The sequence below is a fragment of the Pseudoalteromonas sp. McH1-7 genome (assembly GCF_013366255.1).
Taxonomy (GTDB): domain Bacteria; phylum Pseudomonadota; class Gammaproteobacteria; order Enterobacterales; family Alteromonadaceae; genus Pseudoalteromonas; species Pseudoalteromonas peptidolytica.
This window is the reverse complement of the sequence record NZ_JABWPQ010000029.1, coordinates 37,455-56,227: the sequence shown is the minus strand read 5'-3', so window position 1 is coordinate 56,227 and position 18,773 is coordinate 37,455. Positions and strand designations below refer to the sequence as shown.

15 protein-coding genes are annotated in these 18,773 nt (G+C 42.4%); 5 read left to right on the top strand and 10 right to left on the bottom strand.

Annotated features, from left to right (window positions below; all coding sequences use genetic code 11):
- Positions 1 to 269: 269 nt before the first annotated feature.
- Positions 270 to 947, bottom strand: coding sequence for a DUF3334 family protein (locus HUZ36_RS18375; RefSeq protein WP_125253198.1), 678 nt, complete (start codon positions 945 to 947; stop codon positions 270 to 272).
- A 115-nt stretch (positions 948 to 1,062) separates the two neighbouring features.
- On the opposite strand from HUZ36_RS18375, the gene cmoA reads away from it, so the two are divergent.
- The 4 genes from cmoA (at position 1,063) to HUZ36_RS18355 (ending at position 5,232) form a co-directional block, all read left to right on the top strand.
- Positions 1,063 to 1,788, top strand: a complete 726-nt coding sequence (gene cmoA / locus HUZ36_RS18370) for a carboxy-S-adenosyl-L-methionine synthase CmoA (RefSeq protein ID WP_176033634.1) — start codon at positions 1,063 to 1,065, stop codon at positions 1,786 to 1,788.
- Between the two features lie 8 nt (positions 1,789 to 1,796).
- Positions 1,797 to 2,765, top strand: a complete 969-nt coding sequence (gene cmoB, locus HUZ36_RS18365; RefSeq protein ID WP_147390308.1) for a tRNA 5-methoxyuridine(34)/uridine 5-oxyacetic acid(34) synthase CmoB — start codon at positions 1,797 to 1,799, stop codon at positions 2,763 to 2,765.
- Between the two features lie 516 nt (positions 2,766 to 3,281).
- Positions 3,282 to 3,701 carry a hypothetical protein gene (locus tag HUZ36_RS18360; protein ID WP_125253201.1) on the top strand — a complete coding sequence of 140 codons (420 nt, stop codon included), beginning with the start codon at positions 3,282 to 3,284 and terminating at the stop codon, positions 3,699 to 3,701.
- A 208-nt stretch (positions 3,702 to 3,909) separates the two neighbouring features.
- On the top strand, positions 3,910 to 5,232 hold the full coding sequence (locus HUZ36_RS18355; RefSeq protein ID WP_147390309.1) for a hypothetical protein: 1,323 nt from the start codon (positions 3,910 to 3,912) through the stop codon (positions 5,230 to 5,232).
- A gap of 470 nt (positions 5,233 to 5,702) precedes the next feature.
- On the opposite strand, the gene HUZ36_RS18350 is transcribed toward HUZ36_RS18355, so the two are convergent.
- The 7 genes from HUZ36_RS18350 to glk all read right to left on the bottom strand — a co-directional run bounded on the left by HUZ36_RS18350 (position 5,703) and on the right by glk (position 13,473).
- Positions 5,703 to 5,852 (bottom strand): hypothetical protein, encoded by a 150-nt coding sequence (locus HUZ36_RS18350; protein WP_176033633.1) that lies wholly within the window; start codon positions 5,850 to 5,852, stop codon positions 5,703 to 5,705.
- Positions 5,853 to 6,416: 564 nt separating this feature from the next.
- Positions 6,417 to 7,061, bottom strand: a complete 645-nt coding sequence (gene adk / locus HUZ36_RS18345; protein ID WP_125253203.1) for an adenylate kinase — start codon at positions 7,059 to 7,061, stop codon at positions 6,417 to 6,419.
- 167 nt (positions 7,062 to 7,228) lie between these two features.
- Positions 7,229 to 8,233, bottom strand: coding sequence for a type I glyceraldehyde-3-phosphate dehydrogenase (gap, locus tag HUZ36_RS18340; protein ID WP_128732661.1), 1,005 nt, complete (start codon positions 8,231 to 8,233; stop codon positions 7,229 to 7,231).
- A 17-nt stretch (positions 8,234 to 8,250) separates the two neighbouring features.
- Complete coding sequence (locus HUZ36_RS18335; RefSeq protein ID WP_125253205.1) at positions 8,251 to 8,871, bottom strand: bifunctional 4-hydroxy-2-oxoglutarate aldolase/2-dehydro-3-deoxy-phosphogluconate aldolase; 621 nt, start codon at positions 8,869 to 8,871, stop codon at positions 8,251 to 8,253.
- Positions 8,872 to 8,894: 23 nt separating this feature from the next.
- Entirely contained in the window at positions 8,895 to 10,748 is a 1,854-nt protein-coding gene (gene edd, locus HUZ36_RS18330) for a phosphogluconate dehydratase (protein WP_176033632.1), read from the bottom strand.
- 693 nt (positions 10,749 to 11,441) lie between these two features.
- Positions 11,442 to 12,461: a LacI family DNA-binding transcriptional regulator gene (locus HUZ36_RS18325; protein WP_125253207.1), complete on the bottom strand. Its 1,020-nt coding sequence runs from the start codon at positions 12,459 to 12,461 to the stop codon at positions 11,442 to 11,444.
- A 4-nt stretch (positions 12,462 to 12,465) separates the two neighbouring features.
- Positions 12,466 to 13,473 (bottom strand): glucokinase, encoded by a 1,008-nt coding sequence (gene glk, locus HUZ36_RS18320; RefSeq protein WP_128730162.1) that lies wholly within the window; start codon positions 13,471 to 13,473, stop codon positions 12,466 to 12,468.
- A gap of 316 nt (positions 13,474 to 13,789) precedes the next feature.
- Here glk and HUZ36_RS18315 point away from each other — a divergent pair, with 316 nt between their 5' ends.
- Positions 13,790 to 14,809, top strand: coding sequence for a LacI family DNA-binding transcriptional regulator (locus tag HUZ36_RS18315; protein WP_128730164.1), 1,020 nt, complete (start codon positions 13,790 to 13,792; stop codon positions 14,807 to 14,809).
- Between the two features lie 54 nt (positions 14,810 to 14,863).
- Here HUZ36_RS18315 and HUZ36_RS18310 read toward each other — a convergent pair whose 3' ends face one another.
- Positions 14,864 to 17,260, bottom strand: a complete 2,397-nt coding sequence (locus HUZ36_RS18310; RefSeq protein ID WP_176033631.1) for a glycoside hydrolase family 15 protein — start codon at positions 17,258 to 17,260, stop codon at positions 14,864 to 14,866.
- Between the two features lie 10 nt (positions 17,261 to 17,270).
- Complete coding sequence (locus HUZ36_RS18305; protein ID WP_176033630.1) at positions 17,271 to 18,770, bottom strand: MFS transporter; 1,500 nt, start codon at positions 18,768 to 18,770, stop codon at positions 17,271 to 17,273.
- Positions 18,771 to 18,773: the final 3 nt, after the last annotated feature.

Sequence of the window (18,773 nt, the reverse complement as noted above, 5' to 3'; positions counted from 1 at the left end):
ATAACTCAGCATTAAAAGCACTTTTATCGAGAGCTTAACACCTCAGCCAAAACATAGCCCAAAAAAAGCGTAGATGACTATTCAGTCTGACATTTGAGTAAGTAATGACAAGAGCCATTACCTCATCAAACTTGTTTGACTGCTATATAATGCTTTGCAATCGTGCAACCCAGCCACCATAGGCGCAGCTACATACGTAATGACATGTGCATCTTTATGGTAACTTGGCCGCAGAGTCTACACAGCAACAATAAAAAAATGCTACCCGTTTACAGACCTAATTGATCCATAAAATCATCATCAGCAGTGTCTTGCTCCTGTGCAGCTTTTGTTGACGTCTTTTTATCCGCTTGACTTGCAATGATATCATCTGGATCTACAGACTCTGCAATGTCAAAGTCGTGAAGTTTAATAAACTCAGTCTTATCCATCGCTAACTCAAGATAGAAAATATTTTGACCTTGCGTGGTAAAAGTAACACGTCGCGCTTGCGGTCGATCCATGGTCGTATCAACTGAGATTTGTACTTGTTTATTAATCGCCATCATCTTGGGCTGGTTTTGTGTGATAGATGTATGTAGCTGCTCGCGAACCTTGTTGGTAAAATCACCAACAATTTGATTCATCAGCTCACCTAAAACATTTGCAACATCATCTGACAAATGGCTATGTGCAATTTCGTCTTCAGGCATACCCATGTTACGCATATAGTCAGTATAAACTTCCATCGCAGCTTGCGCCGTAAAATTGGTCACAACTAAACCGGTAAATCCACCATCAAACAGTACAAAGCAGCCAATATCTGGTCTCATACAAGTACGGGTAATCTTTTGTACCATTGCAGAATAGCTTATTTGATTGCCGCTTGCCGACGACAGCACTTCTGTTACCGAGTGGCATAGAGTTGAAAGAATATCTTCTGTGCTAATCACTTTGTTTTTCGCCATTTTTTATCTCATATTTACTTCTTATCATTAATAGTAGCCAAGCTACTGAATTTATCACTGACTATCCAGCATAAAATGCTAAAATAGCGAGATTATTTTCAAAGAGAGATTTGATGTGACGGGCAAAGACAGTATTTATGCCACTGAGCAAGCAGTAAAAGACTTTACTTTTGACGAAAATGTTGTCGAGGTATTTCCAGACATGATCCAGCGATCCGTGCCTGGATATGCAACGATAGTCAGTACAATGGGTAAACTTGCTGGTGCATATACACAAAGCAACTCCAATTTATATGACTTAGGATGCTCTTTAGGTGCAGTAACATTAAGTATGCGCAGAAACATCGACAAAGAAAATTGTCACATTATCGCTGTAGATAATTCTGCGCCAATGACTGAACGCTGTAAACTTCACTTAAAAGGCTTTAAATCTGATGTGCCCGTCTCTGTCATTTTAGGCGACATTAATGAAATAGAAATTAATAACGCCTCGGTGGTTGCGATGAATTTCACGCTACAGTTTATCCCACCAGAAAACCGCAATGCGGTGCTTGAGAAGATATATCAGGGCCTAAAACCCGGTGGTGTATTACTATTGAGCGAAAAAATTCGTGGGGAAAATGACATTAAAGACAATTTATTGATCGATCTCCATCATGACTTTAAACGTCACAATGGCTATTCCGAATTGGAAATCAGCCAAAAGCGTACAGCGATTGAAAACGTGATGCGCACAGACTCTTTGAGCACACATTTGACAAGATTAAAAGATATTGGCTTTAGTCAAACTCAAGTCTGGTATCAATGTTTTAACTTCTGCTCACTGGTAGCTATAAAATAGAGGCAATTATGAATCATTGGTTTACTGACTTTTACGCTACCATAGCAAAGACACCACTGAGCCATTGGCTTGAAACACTTCCTGCGCAGCTAAGTCATTGGCAAAAAGAAGCACAGCATGGAGACTGGCCAAAATGGGAAAAAGTACTTAAAAACTTACCTGACATTTCTACTTCGCATGTCAACATCACTACAAAAGTTGAAATTGGCACGGTAGAAGAAATCAGCGAAGGTCACCAAAAGCAACTGACACACCTTCTTAAGCGTATGATGCCTTGGAGAAAAGGGCCATTTCACCTGCATGGTATACATATTGACACAGAATGGCGCAGTGATTGGAAGTGGGATAGATTGTTACCACACATTAGCGATTTAAAAGGCCGCAATGTGCTAGATATTGGGTGTGGCTCAGGCTACCACCTTTGGCGTATGCGTGGTGAAGGTGCAGAACTGGTTGTCGGTATAGATCCATCTGACCTATTTCTATGTCAATTTCAAACTATCAAGCACTATAATCCAGACCCTAATGTTCACCTATTACCGCTTGGTGTAGAGCAATTGCCAGAGCTTAAAGCCTTTGATACCGTTTTTTCGATGGGTGTCTTGTATCACCGTCGTTCCCCGATTGATTTTTTAGCTCAGCTTAAGGCTCAACTACGCAAAGGCGGCGAGTTGGTACTAGAAACTCTCGTCGTTGAAGGGGATGTTAACACGGTATTGGTGCCCACCGATCGTTACGCAAAAATGCGTAACGTATGGTTTATTCCAAGTTGTGATGCACTAACCTTATGGCTGGAGCGAGTTGGCTTCAAAGACATTAAAGTTGTTAACCGGGATGTGACGTCATTGGACGAGCAGCGCCAGACCCCGTGGATGGAAACAGAGTCGCTTGCTGACTTTTTAGACCCTGATGACCCAAACAAAACGATAGAAGGCTATCCGGCTCCACTTCGCGCCATTTTTACTGCTAAGGCGTAAGGAAGTTAATGTGCAAATTTGCCTAGCCTGCATTCTGCAGGTTAGGCAAGCTATGATATTTAGCTCTACAAAACAATAAGCTCCAATGTGTTTATCGTTGTAATAGCTTACAAATCAACCTCCCCCCTTTAATCCAAGCGAAGCTGTTGCACCCCACCCAAGCTCAGTATTTTAGATTGACCGTTAATATTGATAGTAAGATATGTCGAACTACACTATATGTAATAAGTAACCAACATTTTGGACAATAGGTGAGCAAGCTTACTTTTATCGCTCATCGAACATACTACCGCATCCATTTATAAAACCGGCACTGTAATGGCTATTCTTCAATAGTACCCGAGCAGTGGCTAAAAAAGCCTGAGAGTTTGGGGAACAGTTAATCCTAGCTTTGAAGCAAGCGAGAAGTAATCCGTAAAAATGGGATCATGATCAGCCTAAAAGCCTTCTGTTCAGGTACCCCACACAAAGCTCAGCTGTCATTACATGGCTTATTTCATCATAAAAGGAGACTAAATGGCTGTAAATAAATCAGATCAAGAATATACCCATGTGCGGCAACTGTTAAAGAAAATGGATCCTGATATAGCTGCCAGCTTTAGTTACAAACAACGCAAAGCACTACAAAAAGCAATGGATACGCGTAGTTGGAACAACCATAAGATTGACTTTAGGCCGACATTAGCACTGCCATTCTTACCCTGGAGTTTCTATTTTGTTTTCCTTGGCGGTGTAAACAGGCGCAAGCTGAGCTCGAGCGAACGTGTTACCGCCGCTATCGTTTTTTTAATCACGCTACTTGTCTTCAGTGTTATTTTGCTTGGGATCTTGTTTGTTGCGCTTTACTTATTAAAGTCTTGGCTAGGTATTGATATCTTTGCTGGTGAATCACTGGGCTTATGGGATCATTTCAAAGAAGTGTTTAATTTGGAATAAGGTATGTAGAAGAAGCAATGATTTAGCCAGCATCCAAACACCAGATTACATAGTAAGTAGAAATCTTTTTTGCTTCTTACTCTAAAACAGTACAAGTTTATAATCGATTAATTTATATAGTAATTATCAAGGATAAGTCCGAAACAGCGCTATACTTTGTTCCTGATTTTGGGTAGCATCTGCACTGATTCAATAATGGACTAAATCAATGAAAACTACAAAAACACTCATCGCGCTTGCGCTTATCTCTTCATTAGTAGCTTGTGGCGGTAGTGATAATAACAACAGTACACAAGGTTCAGGAAGCAGCAGTGCTGCTCTAGCAAAATTCACAACAATGACTAGCGTGACTAACTCGTGCGGTGAAGCCACTCGACCAGCTTTTGATGTTGTATTCCATAAACTTGATGGTGCCGTAAACGGTACCACAAAATCTGACAATCAAGGGAAGATAGATACCGATATTCCCCAAGGGACACAACATATCTCTGTCATAATACCAATGAAAAACAATGATGGTGAAAAGGTGACTTATGTCGACACGTATCTTGATGTTTCTAACGGATTAACACTAGATAGACTCAGTTTTTATAACAGTGATGACTCTTGTTCATGTACATATGAGGCGCAAGTCGATATTTCTGAACTTAAAATATCTGCACCTGATGCTATTTTGGAGGGGGTAAATCGCCGCCCAATTCATATTGATGTTGCTGATGACGTATTGCCAATGTGTAGCAAGGATAAACTCGCTTATCTTTCAATCAAAACGCCATACTTTGGCGGCTCAAAAGCGGCGAAATTTGATCTCTCTTCCGGAGCAATCAGTGTAAAAGAGTCTGACTTTATTCATCAAGGCGTTAAAGTCGACTACTCACACATTGATGAGCATAGTATGGGGACTGTTAACATACGTGGTGCCATTGATAACCGCTCTGTTTTTCATCAAGTTTCATATAGAACCAAAGATAATCTTTATATCTACCCCTCTATTGCAGATACCAACTTACTTTCTCTTGCAAGCTTTGAGGAAAACAGCTTTGCAGAGGGTAACTTTAAGAGCTTTAATACTGCATATCAGCATATCGACGAAAATGGTCACTTAGATCAACCGCAGAAGATTTCGGCCTACGATGTTGGTTATGAGTTTTCAAACAGCTTTGTTAATGCCCTAGTATCATCAAATAGTAACGTATTATCTTATGATTACACCAACGCTGTACCCAGTGCTGACAGAGTACAATATATGATAGGGTTTAATGATTACAAGCATGGTGCGGTAAGTTGGTATATCAACTCTGAAGCTAAAGGAACAATCCCTGATTTGGAATTTGGTGATATTCTCACTGATGAGACGATGGATGAAAGCTCTATGTACCTCTCATTTAACCTTTACGATTATAATCATGAAGGTAATTACATTGACCTTATCAATGTGTTTCAACGCCAAACATACGAACAATTGATAGACAGTGGTATATATGATGGTGGCGCTTCCATCAGAATAGAGTTTGAACTTAACTCCAATTAAGCTTTATTAAAGGTGATATGAGGCGAGCTTAAACGCGTAAAAAGCTCATAGCTCGACTTATATCATCTAACTTCCATTGAGAGCCTCTTAGCCGTAATTCCCACTATCGATTAACACCATCGCTATAACAGCCTTAAACCAATTATCTTAATTAAGAGGTCTATGTTGAGGCGAGAAAGTCTTGTCGATAACACCGCGCCCGCGTCCTGCTATTACCTCGGTAACTACGTCCTGTAAGCAAGGCAAAAATTTTGCTTCTAAGCTGTTCTAAATAAGAAGTTTTGTGACTAATCAAAACAATAGGATAGTACGAATGTCATACGGCTTTATGCTCATCTCTAAGCAAGAAATAAAGTGAAAAAGGAGCTAAAACGCTCCAAATCATGTAGATATATCAACCCTTAATGGCAAGTCTTATCTTTACACTATAAGAGAAGCCTACCTAGTTGTTCTATCACCCATGGTTTAAGTTATTTTGCAATGTCGCAATATGCTTTACTTAACTCTTTAAACCAACTGGAAGTAAATCCGCCTCCCGCAACTTGTGGTGTCAGTTTTTGGTTTAATGACTTGTTATCAGATAGGTTTAACATACTTTTCTTTTTTACTTTTAATTTCATTTTTTTATCCTTAATGACAATCTGAATTTTCAACTTGCTTACATTGCAAGTAAAAAAATAATAACAACATTGAGATAGTTAGCAAACATTTGCTTTTAAATTGTCCTGTTTTTTAATACGGAAAGTATGAATTTGCGTTAGAAAGACTTGTTACTCAGGTGACGAGTAAACGACCTGAGCCCCTATCCGCTAGTTGCTCTAAGGTATACTGCATACAGCTTTTTTTAAGCTTTCAACAACTACTTTAATTAAAAAATCTCTCTGGATGAATACAACACCTTGTGAAGGTGTGGATCACCAGGATCCAAACTTAACCAACTATTACTGCTGAAAACCTTCACTATATCTAGCTGAGAGGAAGCAATTGTACCGTAACACCTGCTAATCTATGGAAATTGCTAGGCCAGTCTGGATTTGCTAGCAAACTGCTCGCTAGAACTGGAGCTTGGGCATGTAGAGTGAAACTTTTACCTTTTTAGGAGACTTAAATATTCTTTTTGTTGCGAGGTTAATATACTAAAAAAGGAGCTAAAATTAGCTCCTTTTTATTTCGATTTGTAAACTTTAGCCTAAAAGCTCACCAAGCTGCTTGCTGACCGCATCAACAGCTTGAGTACCATCAAGTTTGTGATACTGCGTGTTACCGGCGTCCGCTTCAGCGCTGTAGTAATCTACAAGTGGCTTAGTTTGCTCGTGATAAATTGCTAGGCGTTTACGTACTGTTTCTTCTGTATCGTCATCACGGATGATAAGGTCTTCACCTGTCACATCGTCTTTGCCTTCAACTTTAGGCGGATTGTAAACAATGTGGTAAACACGGCCAGAACCTGGGTGTACACGACGACCACTCATACGCTCAACAATGATCTCATCCGCAACGTCAAACTCGATGACATGGTCTACATTGATGCCATTTTCTTTCATTGCATCAGCTTGTGGGATAGTACGTGGAAAACCGTCAAGCAAGAAGCCGTTTGCACAATCTTCTTTAGCAATGCGCTCTTTGACTAAGCCGATAATAATTTCATCAGACACCAATTGACCGGCATCCATGACTTTTTTCGCTTCAAGACCCAGTGGTGTTCCCTCTTTAATTGCGGCACGTAACATGTCACCTGTAGAGATCTGAGGGATCCCATACTTGTCCATTAAAAATTGAGCTTGAGTACCTTTACCTGCACCCGGTGCGCCTAGCAAGATGATGCGCATAATTAAATCCTCGTTTGGAGTTATTGGTATTTGTGTGTGAATTTTTCCATATACGCTGCCAATCCTCAAGGGACTTATACCAATTGATAAGGCAGAATGGTCATTTTTCTCGTAAAAACAAAAAAGCTCTGCGATTAACAGAGCTTTTGGTCAGAAATTAATCCTGATTATAAGAATGTACCTAGTGCCTTCACTTGGTCTAACATGCGGCAAGAGAAACCCCACTCGTTATCATACCAAGCCATCACTTTTACAAGTTTGCCATCAACTTTGGTTTGCGTTGAGTCAAATACCGAAGAAGCTGGGTTATGATTAAAATCGATCGAAACCAGAGGTAGCTCATTGTACTCTAGGATTTCACTCATTACGCCCTCAGCAGCTGCTTTAATTGCCGCGTTGACCTCTTCTTTTGACGTCTCGCGCTTCGCAACAAAAGTTAAATCAACTAGCGATACATTGATAGTTGGCACGCGAACCGCCATGCCGTCTAGTTTACCCGCCAGCTCAGGCAGCACAAGGCCTACTGCTTTTGCTGCGCCTGTTTTTGTTGGGATCATCGATTGTGTTGCACTTCGAGCGCGGTACAAATCTTTGTGGTATACGTCAGATAAGTTCTGGTCGTTCGTGTAAGCATGAATAGTCGTCATGCTACCTTGCTCAATTCCAATAGTGTCGTTTAACACTTTTGCAATAGGCGCAAGACAGTTTGTGGTGCAAGATGCGTTAGAAATAATCGTTGACTCAGCATTAAGTACTTCACTGTTAACGCCATGAACAACCGTTGCGTCCATATCAGTACCCGGTGCAGAAACGATCACTTTCTTAGCGCCCGCTTCAATGTGCTTTGCAGCGGCTTCGCGAGAAGTAAACAACCCCGTACATTCAAGCACGACGTCAACATCCAGTGTTTTCCATGGTAAGTTTGCAGGATCACGCTCTTGCGTTAGCGTAATTTCATCTCCACCAATAACCAGTGTATTATCATTCAGTACGACTTGCTCTTGAAAGCGGCCATGTACTGAGTCAAACTGAGTTAGATGCGCATTTACATTTGCAGGTGCAAGATCGTTAATGGCAACAACTTTAATGTCTTTATTCTGACCTGACTCGTATAGTGCGCGAAGTACATTACGACCTATACGTCCATAGCCATTAATTGCGATATTAATCATGATAACTGTCCCCTAATCTATTTTACTTCACTTGCTTGTTTTGCAAGCGCTTCAATGGCTTGCCAGTCTTTGTTTGCGATAAGCGCTTTATCAAGCATCCAAGTACCGCCCACACATACCACATTGTCGAGTGCTAAATACTTAGGTGCAGTTGCCAACGAAATACCACCCGTTGGACAGAATTTTACTTGTGGAATTGGTCCGCCAATAGACTTAAGCATTGGTGCACCACCTGCAGCTTCTGCTGGGAAAAATTTCAAGAATTCAAAACCATGACTTGCAAGTTTCATCACCTCACTTGGCGTTGCGGCACCTGGAAGGAATGGAATACTTGAAGACTTTGCCAGTTCCAATAATTCGTCATTTACGCCAGGGCTGACCATAAAATCAGCGCCGGCTTCTACAGAAGCATTGAAAGTTGCTTTATCCACTACCGTGCCAGTACCGACATAGGCCTCTGGTAAAGCCGCTTTAATGTCTTTCACCGCTTGCGCTGCCACCGGTGTGCGAAGTGTAACTTCAAGCGCTCGCAAGCCACCATTAAACAATGCCCTAGCAAGCGGTACCGCGTCTTCTAGGTTATCAATAACGATAACCGGAACCACTGGTGCTGCTGACAATATCTCTTTAATACTCATGCTCACCCTCATTCCCACTGTTATTATTCTTCGATGCCAAATGAGCATGCGCCTTGATCTGCACTACTCACTATGTGTCTAAATCCTGAAAATAGCTCTCGGCCTGTACCAAATGTCTGTGACTGTCGTGATAGCTGTAATTCACGCTGTGCCATTTCTTCATCAGAGACGTGTAGCACTAATTCGCCTTTAGGTGCATTTAGAGTGATCAAATCACCTTCGTGCACTTTAGCAATTGCACCACCTTCAACCGCTTCAGGCGCAAGGTGTATTGCTGCTGGTACTTTACCCGAAGCACCAGACATACGACCATCGGTGACAATTGCCACTTTAAAGCCTTGGTCTTGTAGTGTAGCCATCACTGGTGTCAGTTTATGAAGTTCAGGCATACCTTTCGCTTTAGGGCCTTGTTCTTTAATCACGGCAATAAAATCTTGGTTAAGCTTGCCAGCAGCAAAGGCTTCTTGTAATTCACCTTGAGAACTGAATACCTTTGCTGGCGCCGTCACAGTTTGATGCTGCTCTTGTACCGCAGATACTTTAATCACCGCTTTACCCAAATTACCACTGAGTAATTGCAAGCCACCTTGCTTATTAAATGGATTTGCGACTGGACGAAGCACTTCTTCATCTAGCGAATTCTCAGGCACTGGTACCCACTTCACTTTAGCAGGCCCTTGGTTATCGCTAATGATCACATTGCTGTTAATATCCAGCAATGGTTCCATGGTGTAAGCATCAAGTCCTTCGCCCACAATTGTTTTGACGTCATTGTGTAAGAAGCCGCCATCTCTCAATTCACGCATCAAGAAGCCCATCCCCCCTGCTGCTTGGAAATGGTTTACATCTGCATGCCCGTTTGGATAAATACGCGTTAATAACGGCACCACTTCAGACAAGTCGGCCATATCCTTCCAGGTAATTTGCACACCTGCCGCTTTTGCCATCGCCACCAAGTGGATAGCATGGTTAGTTGAACCACCAGTAGACAATAGACCAACTAAACCATTAATAACGGTTTTTTCACTCACGATGTCCGCAAGTACATTGCCACTTTTTCCATCGAGCAGTTGCGCCAACATGGTCTCAACTGCACTCGCTGTTAGGCCATCTCTTAGCTCAGTGTATGGGTTGATAAACGAACTACCAGGTAAATGAAGACCCATGATCTCCATTAGCATCTGGTTAGAATTTGCTGTGCCATAAAAAGTACAAGTACCAGCACTGTGATAGGAAGCACTTTCGGCTTCTAGTAGCTCATCCCGACTTACTAGACCTTGAGCGAACTTTTGACGAATACGAGCTTTTTCTTTATTTGGGATCCCCGACTGCATTGGGCCTGCTGGCAAAAAGAAAATAGGTAAATGACCAAAAGATAACGCGCCGATTAATAATCCTGGGACGATTTTGTCGCATACGCCAAGACAGAAAACTCCATCGAAAACATCATGCGATAATGCCACCGCTGTTGACATGGCAATTACGTCGCGAGAGAACAAAGACAGTTCCATACCATCGCGGCCTTGTGTCACCCCGTCACACATCGCAGGTACACCACCTGCCACTTGTGCAGTCGCATCAAACTTATTTGCCACTGCTTTAATTAAATCTGGATATTCTTTATATGGTTCGTGCGCCGACAGCATGTCATTGTACGAATTAATAATTGCTAAATTTGGTTGTTCGTCTTCTTTCAGACGTGCTTTGTCACTGCTTGAACATGCAGCCATCACGTGTGCTAGATTTCCACAGCCCAGTCCTGCTCGTACGCGCGTTTGTTTTTTTGCTTGTTGGATTCGAGCTAAATAGGCTTGACGTGTTGCTTTGCTTCGCTCAATGACGCGTTCGGTGACTTCCTGAATTCGTGGATGCAACATAATACTGACTCTCTAGTGTTAGAGGAAAAAGGCTCTGCACGATTACCAGCATTCGTGGCAATCCTTGTACAGAGCTGCTTTGATTTACCCGTTCAAAGGTACGCTATCAGGTTGTCTCTCACCCCAACCTGACACCGGTGTCACTATATTTACTCACAAAGCTGACACCGGTGTCAACCTTTCTTATAAATTTAGTCTAACTTTTTAAAATGACCAAATTATAACCATTAGAAATTCAACTGATATCTGTGTAACAAGAATCGTTTGTTGTTTGATTTTATTGTTAATTATTATGACAAAAATAATTATTCTAATGTCTGATCATAATCACTATTGTAGAGTTAAATTCTCAATTGGCCTTAGCATGACGATATGCAGCTTAATACCAATTTGCTTAATTAAGTGGTCTATTTTGAGGCGAGAAAATCTTGTCGATAACGAGGCAAAAATTTTGCTATTTAGTTGTTCTAAATGAGAAATTTTTAACGCTGTTAGCGTCAGATTTACTCCTTCAAATTGAGCAAGTATTAAGTCAAATTGGTATAACTGATGGGTCAACAAGCTTCATTAATGCGATACAAACCTGAGGATTACTTGAACGCGCTGTATTTAACATTTTTCCTAAGAACAGCGAAAATAAAAAGCCCAATGACTAAGCATTGGGCTTTGGGGCAAGTATAAAAATTGAAAATGTTATGAGTTCGAGCGCGCTTGGGTCGACTCTCGAGTAATGAGTTTAGCTTCAAGTACATGTTGAAATGGCGTTTCTTGCGGCTGCGAAATATGCTTTATTAACTCCTCTACTGCAATACGTGTCATCTCTTCGACAGGCTGTGCAATGGTCGTTAGTCCAGGCCAAATATGCCGAGCGATCGGCGCATTATCAAAGCCTGCAATAGACAACTGTTGCGGCACTTTAATTTCACGTTGCGTAGCCAACTTTAAAACGGCAGCCGCCATATAGTCATTTGAAGCAAAAACAGCTGTCGGCCTAGGGTCTAGATCTAAAATCGCTTTTGCGCTGTCTGCACCCGAATGGTAACTGAAGTTACCTTCTGCGACTAAACGCGGCTGAAAATCTATACCATGCTTTGCGATCGCGCGCTGATAACCGGAAAAACGATTTTCTGTGGCACTGTGATCTGGGTGACCTTTGATAAATGCTATTTCGGTGTGACCTAACTTAATCAAGTGCTCTGTAAGTTCAAACGCGCCCTGTTCATCGTTACTTCTAATCGAAATGGAGTCATCTCCTTCAATTGCCGACGCGACACGTGCATACGGAATTTTTCGCTGCTTTAAAAAAGCTATCAGCTCTTTGGAGTCTGAAAATGGTGGGGTAAGTACAATTCCATCTAATCTTGAAGTCGTCAGTAACTGCTCAACGTTATCAATAAGGTCTTGACCACGCAGTTCACATGGGTGGATCAATAAGTTGTAACTGTGTTTTTGACATGCCTCAAGCGCACCACTTTGCACGCGCGTGATGTAACTCTTTGATGGATTATCGTAGAGGCAACCAATAATAAAGCTGCGGTTTTGTGCCAGACCCCGCGCGATTGGATTTGGTTTATAATTTAATTCTTCAAAAACTTTTAGCACTTTTTCGCGAGTTGCCGGACTGACATTAGGTTCGTTGTTCAGAACCCGAGAAACTGTCTTTTTTGACACTCCAGCATACTCAGCAACGCTATTGATAGTTACTTTTTTCATTGGCCTACCTTAACGATCCTCGTCGCTCGTGAATACAAGCCGCAGCACCAATTAGTGGAATATTATCCTGCACCACCAAAGTTACTGGAATTTGGCTGGTATACTGCGACATCATGCCTTTTTCAGTAAAGCGCTCAACAAAGCTACTTGCTTGCAATCTAGTCTGCATGCGAGGCAATATCCCACCGCCAATATAAACGCCACCTAAAGCACCAAAAGTCAGCGCTAAGTCGCCTGCTACACTGCCCATCCAGTCGCAAAAATGTGTAAGCGTCGCGTCACACACTTTACATTCTTTGGCAAGAGCACTGACTTGCGCAGCGTTTAAGTCTTTTGCTTGCTCACCACGCACTTGCGCCATGGCTTTGTAAAGTCTCGCGATACCGGGGCCAGAAAATACAGTCTCAACAGAGACATGCTGAATGCTGGCACGAAGGACGGTCAATAATTCTTTATCTAAAGCGGTCACCGGTGCAAGTGAAATATGCCCAGCTTCACAGCTCATCACTGCACTGCCGTTAATATCTCGCGCAAGACACGCAGCCCCAAAACCAGTTCCGGGTCCCATCACCCCAATATTTGCCCCTAACTCTGGCTGGCCTTGTTTAATTACAAGGTTTTTCTCTAATGCTAAATATGGTGAAGCATACGCAAACGCGGCGAAGTCGTTTATAACCGCCAGTTCATAAAAGTCAAACTGTGATTGAATGTCTTCAGAATTAAAATGCCAACCAAGATTAGTTAGGTGTACTTGCTGAGACTTAATAGGACCTGCAACCGCTAAACACGCTCGGCGTGGTTGTGGGATGGGTAACTCAGTTAAATATTTTTGGATAGCGGCTTCAAAAGATTGGAATTCAGCACTTGGAAAAGTAACTTGGTGAGTGATTGAAAAACGATTAGTTTGTGTGTCGAAATCTGACACTATAGCAAATCTAGCATTTGTTCCCCCGATGTCGGCAACGACAATCGGTTCAAACGGCACGGATGAATGGCTTGTTGTCTGGCTCATATTATTATCTCTTTATCACTGCGATTATGCTTGGGCTAACATCAGGGCTGCCAGCACACGTCCTGCAATTTATTGTCTCAGCTAGCCAAAATTTGCACGCCTTGGCTTTTGCTCTTACCTAAATTGAATTAATTGGTAAAAAAATGCTGCCCTTGGCATAGGGCAGCTAAATACGTTTTGACAACAAAATGATAAAACACCGACATTATGACACCGGTGTCAGACTGTATCAATAAAAATTTGCAAATTCTCTTAAATTGGTTGAAAAAAATTCTCAATGGCTGACAATGTCACAGTCCAAAGCGTTGAGAAAAACATGAAAGGTAAAGCAACTTCATTTGATATTGCCCACTATGCAGGCGTATCACAATCTACCGTGTCACGCGCCTTAAGAAATAGCCCGTTGGTTAACGAAGAAACACGCCGCCGTGTCCATGAGATTGCAAAAAAGCTAAATTATAAAGTCGATAAAAACGCCAGTAACCTGCGTACCCAACAAAGTAGCACACTTGCACTATTACTATTTGAAGACCCAACGGAGGATGAATCACAGATCAATCCTTTCTTTTTAAGTATGCTGGGCAGTATTACTCGCGCATGTGCAAAAGAAGGTTACGATTTATTAGTCTCGTTTCAATCCACCAGCAGTGATTGGCACGCTGACTATGAAGATAGTCATCGCGCTGATGGCCTTATTTTACTGGGTTACGGTGATTACATCGACTACCAATCGAAATTACAAACCCTACTCGACAATCACACTAAATTCGTCTGTTGGGGCGCATCTGTTGATGATCGCCCTGATCTAACAGTGAGCTGCGACAATTATGGCGGTGGTGCATTGGCCGCTAAGCATTTAATTGAAATGGTTAGGACTGATTGTGCGTTTATTGGCGATGCTTCGGATCATAGTCCTGAATTTTTCGCTCGCTTTAAGGGCTTTAGAGATACTCTCAAGCAAAAGGCGATCGAAGTCAGCGATCGTAAAATAGCCAATGCCATCTCCACAGAAGACTCAGGTTACCATGCGACCCGCTCACTTATTGCCAATAACGTGACATTCAATGCGCTTTTTGCCGCCAGTGATCTTATTGCAATTGGCGCTATCAAAGCGCTACAAGAAGCTGGGATCCGCGTACCGCACGACGTACATGTTGTTGGTTTCGACAACATAGCTGCGGCCGGTTATGTCTCTCCATCTTTGACAACAGTACAGCAAAATACCACGCTGGCAGGTCAAATGCTGGTTGATAATTTACTTCGGCTGATCAGAGGAGAACAAGTAGCCGATACACTACTGCCACCTAAACTGATTATCAGACAGTCTTCACGGTAACAGTCGCGATAAAAATGCCGAGGTAAACCTTGGCATTTTTATCGCTTGTATTCGTTATTGCAATTTATTATCTACAATTGGGTAGTGATCCCACACTTGTTTTTCTTGTAGTGAACGAACCAACTTTACGTATTCTGCGTGTGTCCAAGCTAGTGGTGTCGCTGAATTAGTTCCTTCACCGAGCGTATATTCAAAGGTATTCTGACCCACGCCATCCCATACTTGCTCTGGTAACATCATGCCCTCATTAGCAAAATGCTCCATCGCTTTAACATAAGTATTTTTTATTTTGCTCTGCTCATCGATACTCAGTTCACCGTCTAGCAGTGCTAATGCAATGTCATAATGACCCCGTTCACCGGTGAAAAACGGCCATACCCGACCGCGCTGACCATCAGTATTTTGTCCGCCTTCAGCATAATTTGTTCCGCGCTTTTCATCTTCGCCATAGCCATCATTACCATAGCGGCGATAACCCGGGTAGCTATTCACATCGCCATCAAATTTAAAGCTGTATTTTACTCTCAAGTTTTCTGCAATCGTTTCATCATCATATTCAGGCATTGTTGCTACAATACTTGGCGCATCTGCCGCCCTTACCCCATAACGCACAAGCTCCAAAAAGCCACCATCAATGATCTGTTTCTTATCCATACCTTGACGGCCATTATTTGCGTTTAATGGTGTACTCGAGTTCGGGTCTTTATCCTGACCAATTCGGAAGAAATAACGCCCATCACTTTGCTTACTCTGTAAGTTACCTTCGGTGGTGAACATTAAGGCTTCAACTTCACGATTATACTGCTGTGCTGTTGCTAGAAACTTTTCTTCTCCAGCTTTGTCACCAGCTAACTTAGCAATGTCACTTGCTGTGACTAAGCCTGAAATGATGGCAGCCGTAGTTGATGGGGAGTAACCATTTTGCTCTTCCCAACGCTCTTGCTGAGTTGCTGGAGGCATGATTTGTGTGTCATTCCATAGTATTTTCGCCAGTCCCCCTTCAACCAAAAAGTTGGCAGCCGGTTTGAGCATTTTGTTGTACCAGTACACCAACTTCTCATCACTTAGGACACCTGCTTGCCACAGTTTCCATGCTAGCATAATTGGCATTGCAGTTTGATCAAGCTGTACGCCCACCCACTCAAGTTCACCATCAACATGGGTCTTTTGCAAGAACCACCCCGTATCACCTTGGTTACCTGGTGTTTTATCCGTGACTTGGACTTTTTCTAAATATTCAAATGCAGTTAGTGCTGTTTGCTCATCACCCATCGCTAAAAATGCCATTGCCACTTGGTAAAAATCGCGTACCCATACTGCTTTATAACCCGTATGGCCTTGCTCTGCAGGCACTGTATCTCCCCACGGGTTAGATAATGATGCGATCAAGGCGCCTGCATGGGTTTTATCTTCTTGTGCTTTTAATACAAGTGCACTGGTATACAAGAGCTTGCCATTATCTGTTGTGTTAGCGGTCATTGAGTTAAGTGGTTTAAGGCTGGTGATATAGTCTTGCCACCCTATCGCCTCTCCTTCACCATTATAATCTGCCAATACTTGCCCATACCCTTTAGCTAGAGAAGCTGCGCCTTCGGCAAAACTTTTTTGCGCTGAGTGACCAAAGCTCAAGGTTAAATCAAAGGTATTACTACCGCTAATAGTGCCTAAATTTGCCAGCCAGTTCACATTCCCTGACGTTTCCCCTGTGGTGGTATAAGCTTGAGCTAACTTACCTGTAGACTCCAGCATTGATAAATTATCGCTGGTGCCTGTAAAGCCAACAGAAGCTTCAACAAACCCCGTTTTGCTTTGCAACGATAAATAATTATCACCCTCCCACGCTAACAGCCCTTGATCTGTTACTTTTGCAAAGTCATTTAAACCATTGTTATTGACGTAAGGATTAACGTTCACAAACGCCTTAACAGCCTTTAACTTACTATCCACCTTTGCTCTAACAAATAACGTTTGCCTTTCAGGGTCTGTAAAAATATGCTTTTCAAGCGTAAAGCGATCTTGCTTATCTTTGCTGACCACTTTGTAGGCGAGAGACAGTGGACGGCCACTATCATCCTTGTGCAGGTAATCTATGGTCACATCCAAGCTATCTGTATCCGATTCTTTAACCACAAACCCATCACCAACAATGATAAACTGCATGTCTTTAATTTGCGCTTGGTGGATAAGACCAAACATAGTTTCTGTGATCATGCCTTTAGCAAGCGAAAACCATACCTTTGACACAGCTTTGGTAGAAGCTGCATCACTATATTGCCCACTTTGATAAGCCTCGTAAGACGTGCCAATACCTGTTTTACCTGAGTAAGCCCAATAAGGTTTGGCACCGGGGGCACCCGGTGCTGAATGTGAATCGATTGCTGATTGCTGAGTACCGCAACCAATAAGACCCGCACTGACAAGCGCAAGTGCAATTGTTGAATACTTAATCATGTTGTTCTCCTTATTGAGCCTTAATCGTGACTCTTGAAACAGCTAGTGCAGCGAGTAAAAGCGATACGCCCCCAATAATCAGTGCAAATATCGGTTGGTTGTCAAAACCGTGGCGCAAAATAAGTCCTAAAATACTGGCAGCGAGTAATTGTGGAATAACGATAAAAAAGTTAAATATGCCCATAAATACTCCCATTTTACTACTCGGAAGTGCATTACTCAGCATGGCGTAAGGTAGTGACAAAATTGATGCCCAAGCAAAGCCAATCCCAACCATGGGGATCCACAGTAGTGTTGGGTCACCGATAAATTTAAAACTGATTAATGCAGCAGCACCAAGTGACAGGTTTGCAGCATGCGCCCCTTTAAGCCCGATACGCTTCACCATAAACGGGATCACCATTGCAGCGATGGCCGCAAAACCATTGTAAGCCGCAAACAGCACTCCAACCCAATCTGCACCGTCATTATAAAGTTTGCTGGTTACATCCGAAGTACCGTAATGAAAGCTCGTTACCGCGGAAGTGGTGTAAATCCACATCGCGAATAAAGAAAACCAGCTAAAAAATTGCACCACTGCAAGTTGCAGCATGGTTGTTGGCATCGTGAATAGATCAAAAATAACATGATAAAAGCCATTATTTACGCTTTGCTTTCGCTGCATTACATGAGCTACGGCAAATACCATGGCAAACGCAATTAATAAGCCACTCAATAAATAAAGCTCCTTTTCAAGCTTCATTATCGCCACAGCAAGTAACACACAACCACCAAAACCACCCGCTATTACAGCGCCTTTTAAAAAGTTGACCTGTACATTTGCGGTGCTTATTTGCGGCTGATGAGCTTGCGCTTTTTCAAATGCAGCTAATTGCTCTGGGCTATATTCCTTTGTGTTGACAATAGTCCACATCACCGTAACGAATAAGATCGCCCCACCCCAATAAAAAGCATATTTTACCGATTCAGGAATTTGTCCTGCTGGTGCTGTATTACTGACATCAAACCAATTGGTCATCATCCAAGGTAAGGCTGACGCAACCACAGCTCCAACGCCAATAAAAAAGCTTTGCATCGCATAACCGTTGGCACGCTGCTTTTCATTTAGGTTATCGCCAACCAACGCTCGAAACGGTTCCATTGTCACATTAATTGACGCATCCATGATCCATAACATACCGGCTGCAATCCAAAGGGTTGGTGAATTTGGCATAATAAACAGTGACAACGTCGTGAGAATCGCGCCCCACAGGAAGAAAGGTCTCCTGCGTCCCAACTTACCCCAAGTTCTGTCACTCCAATAGCCAATAATAGGTTGAACAATAAGGCCTGTTAGTGGCGCAGCAACCCACAGAATAGGAATGTCATCGACTTGAGCACCTAACGTTTGAAAAATCCGGCTAACATTGCCATTTTGCAATGCAAACCCAAATTGGATCCCTAGAAAGCCAAAGCACATGTTCCATATCTGCCAAAAACTGAGTTGTGGTTTTTGTTGTTCTTGTTGCATAGA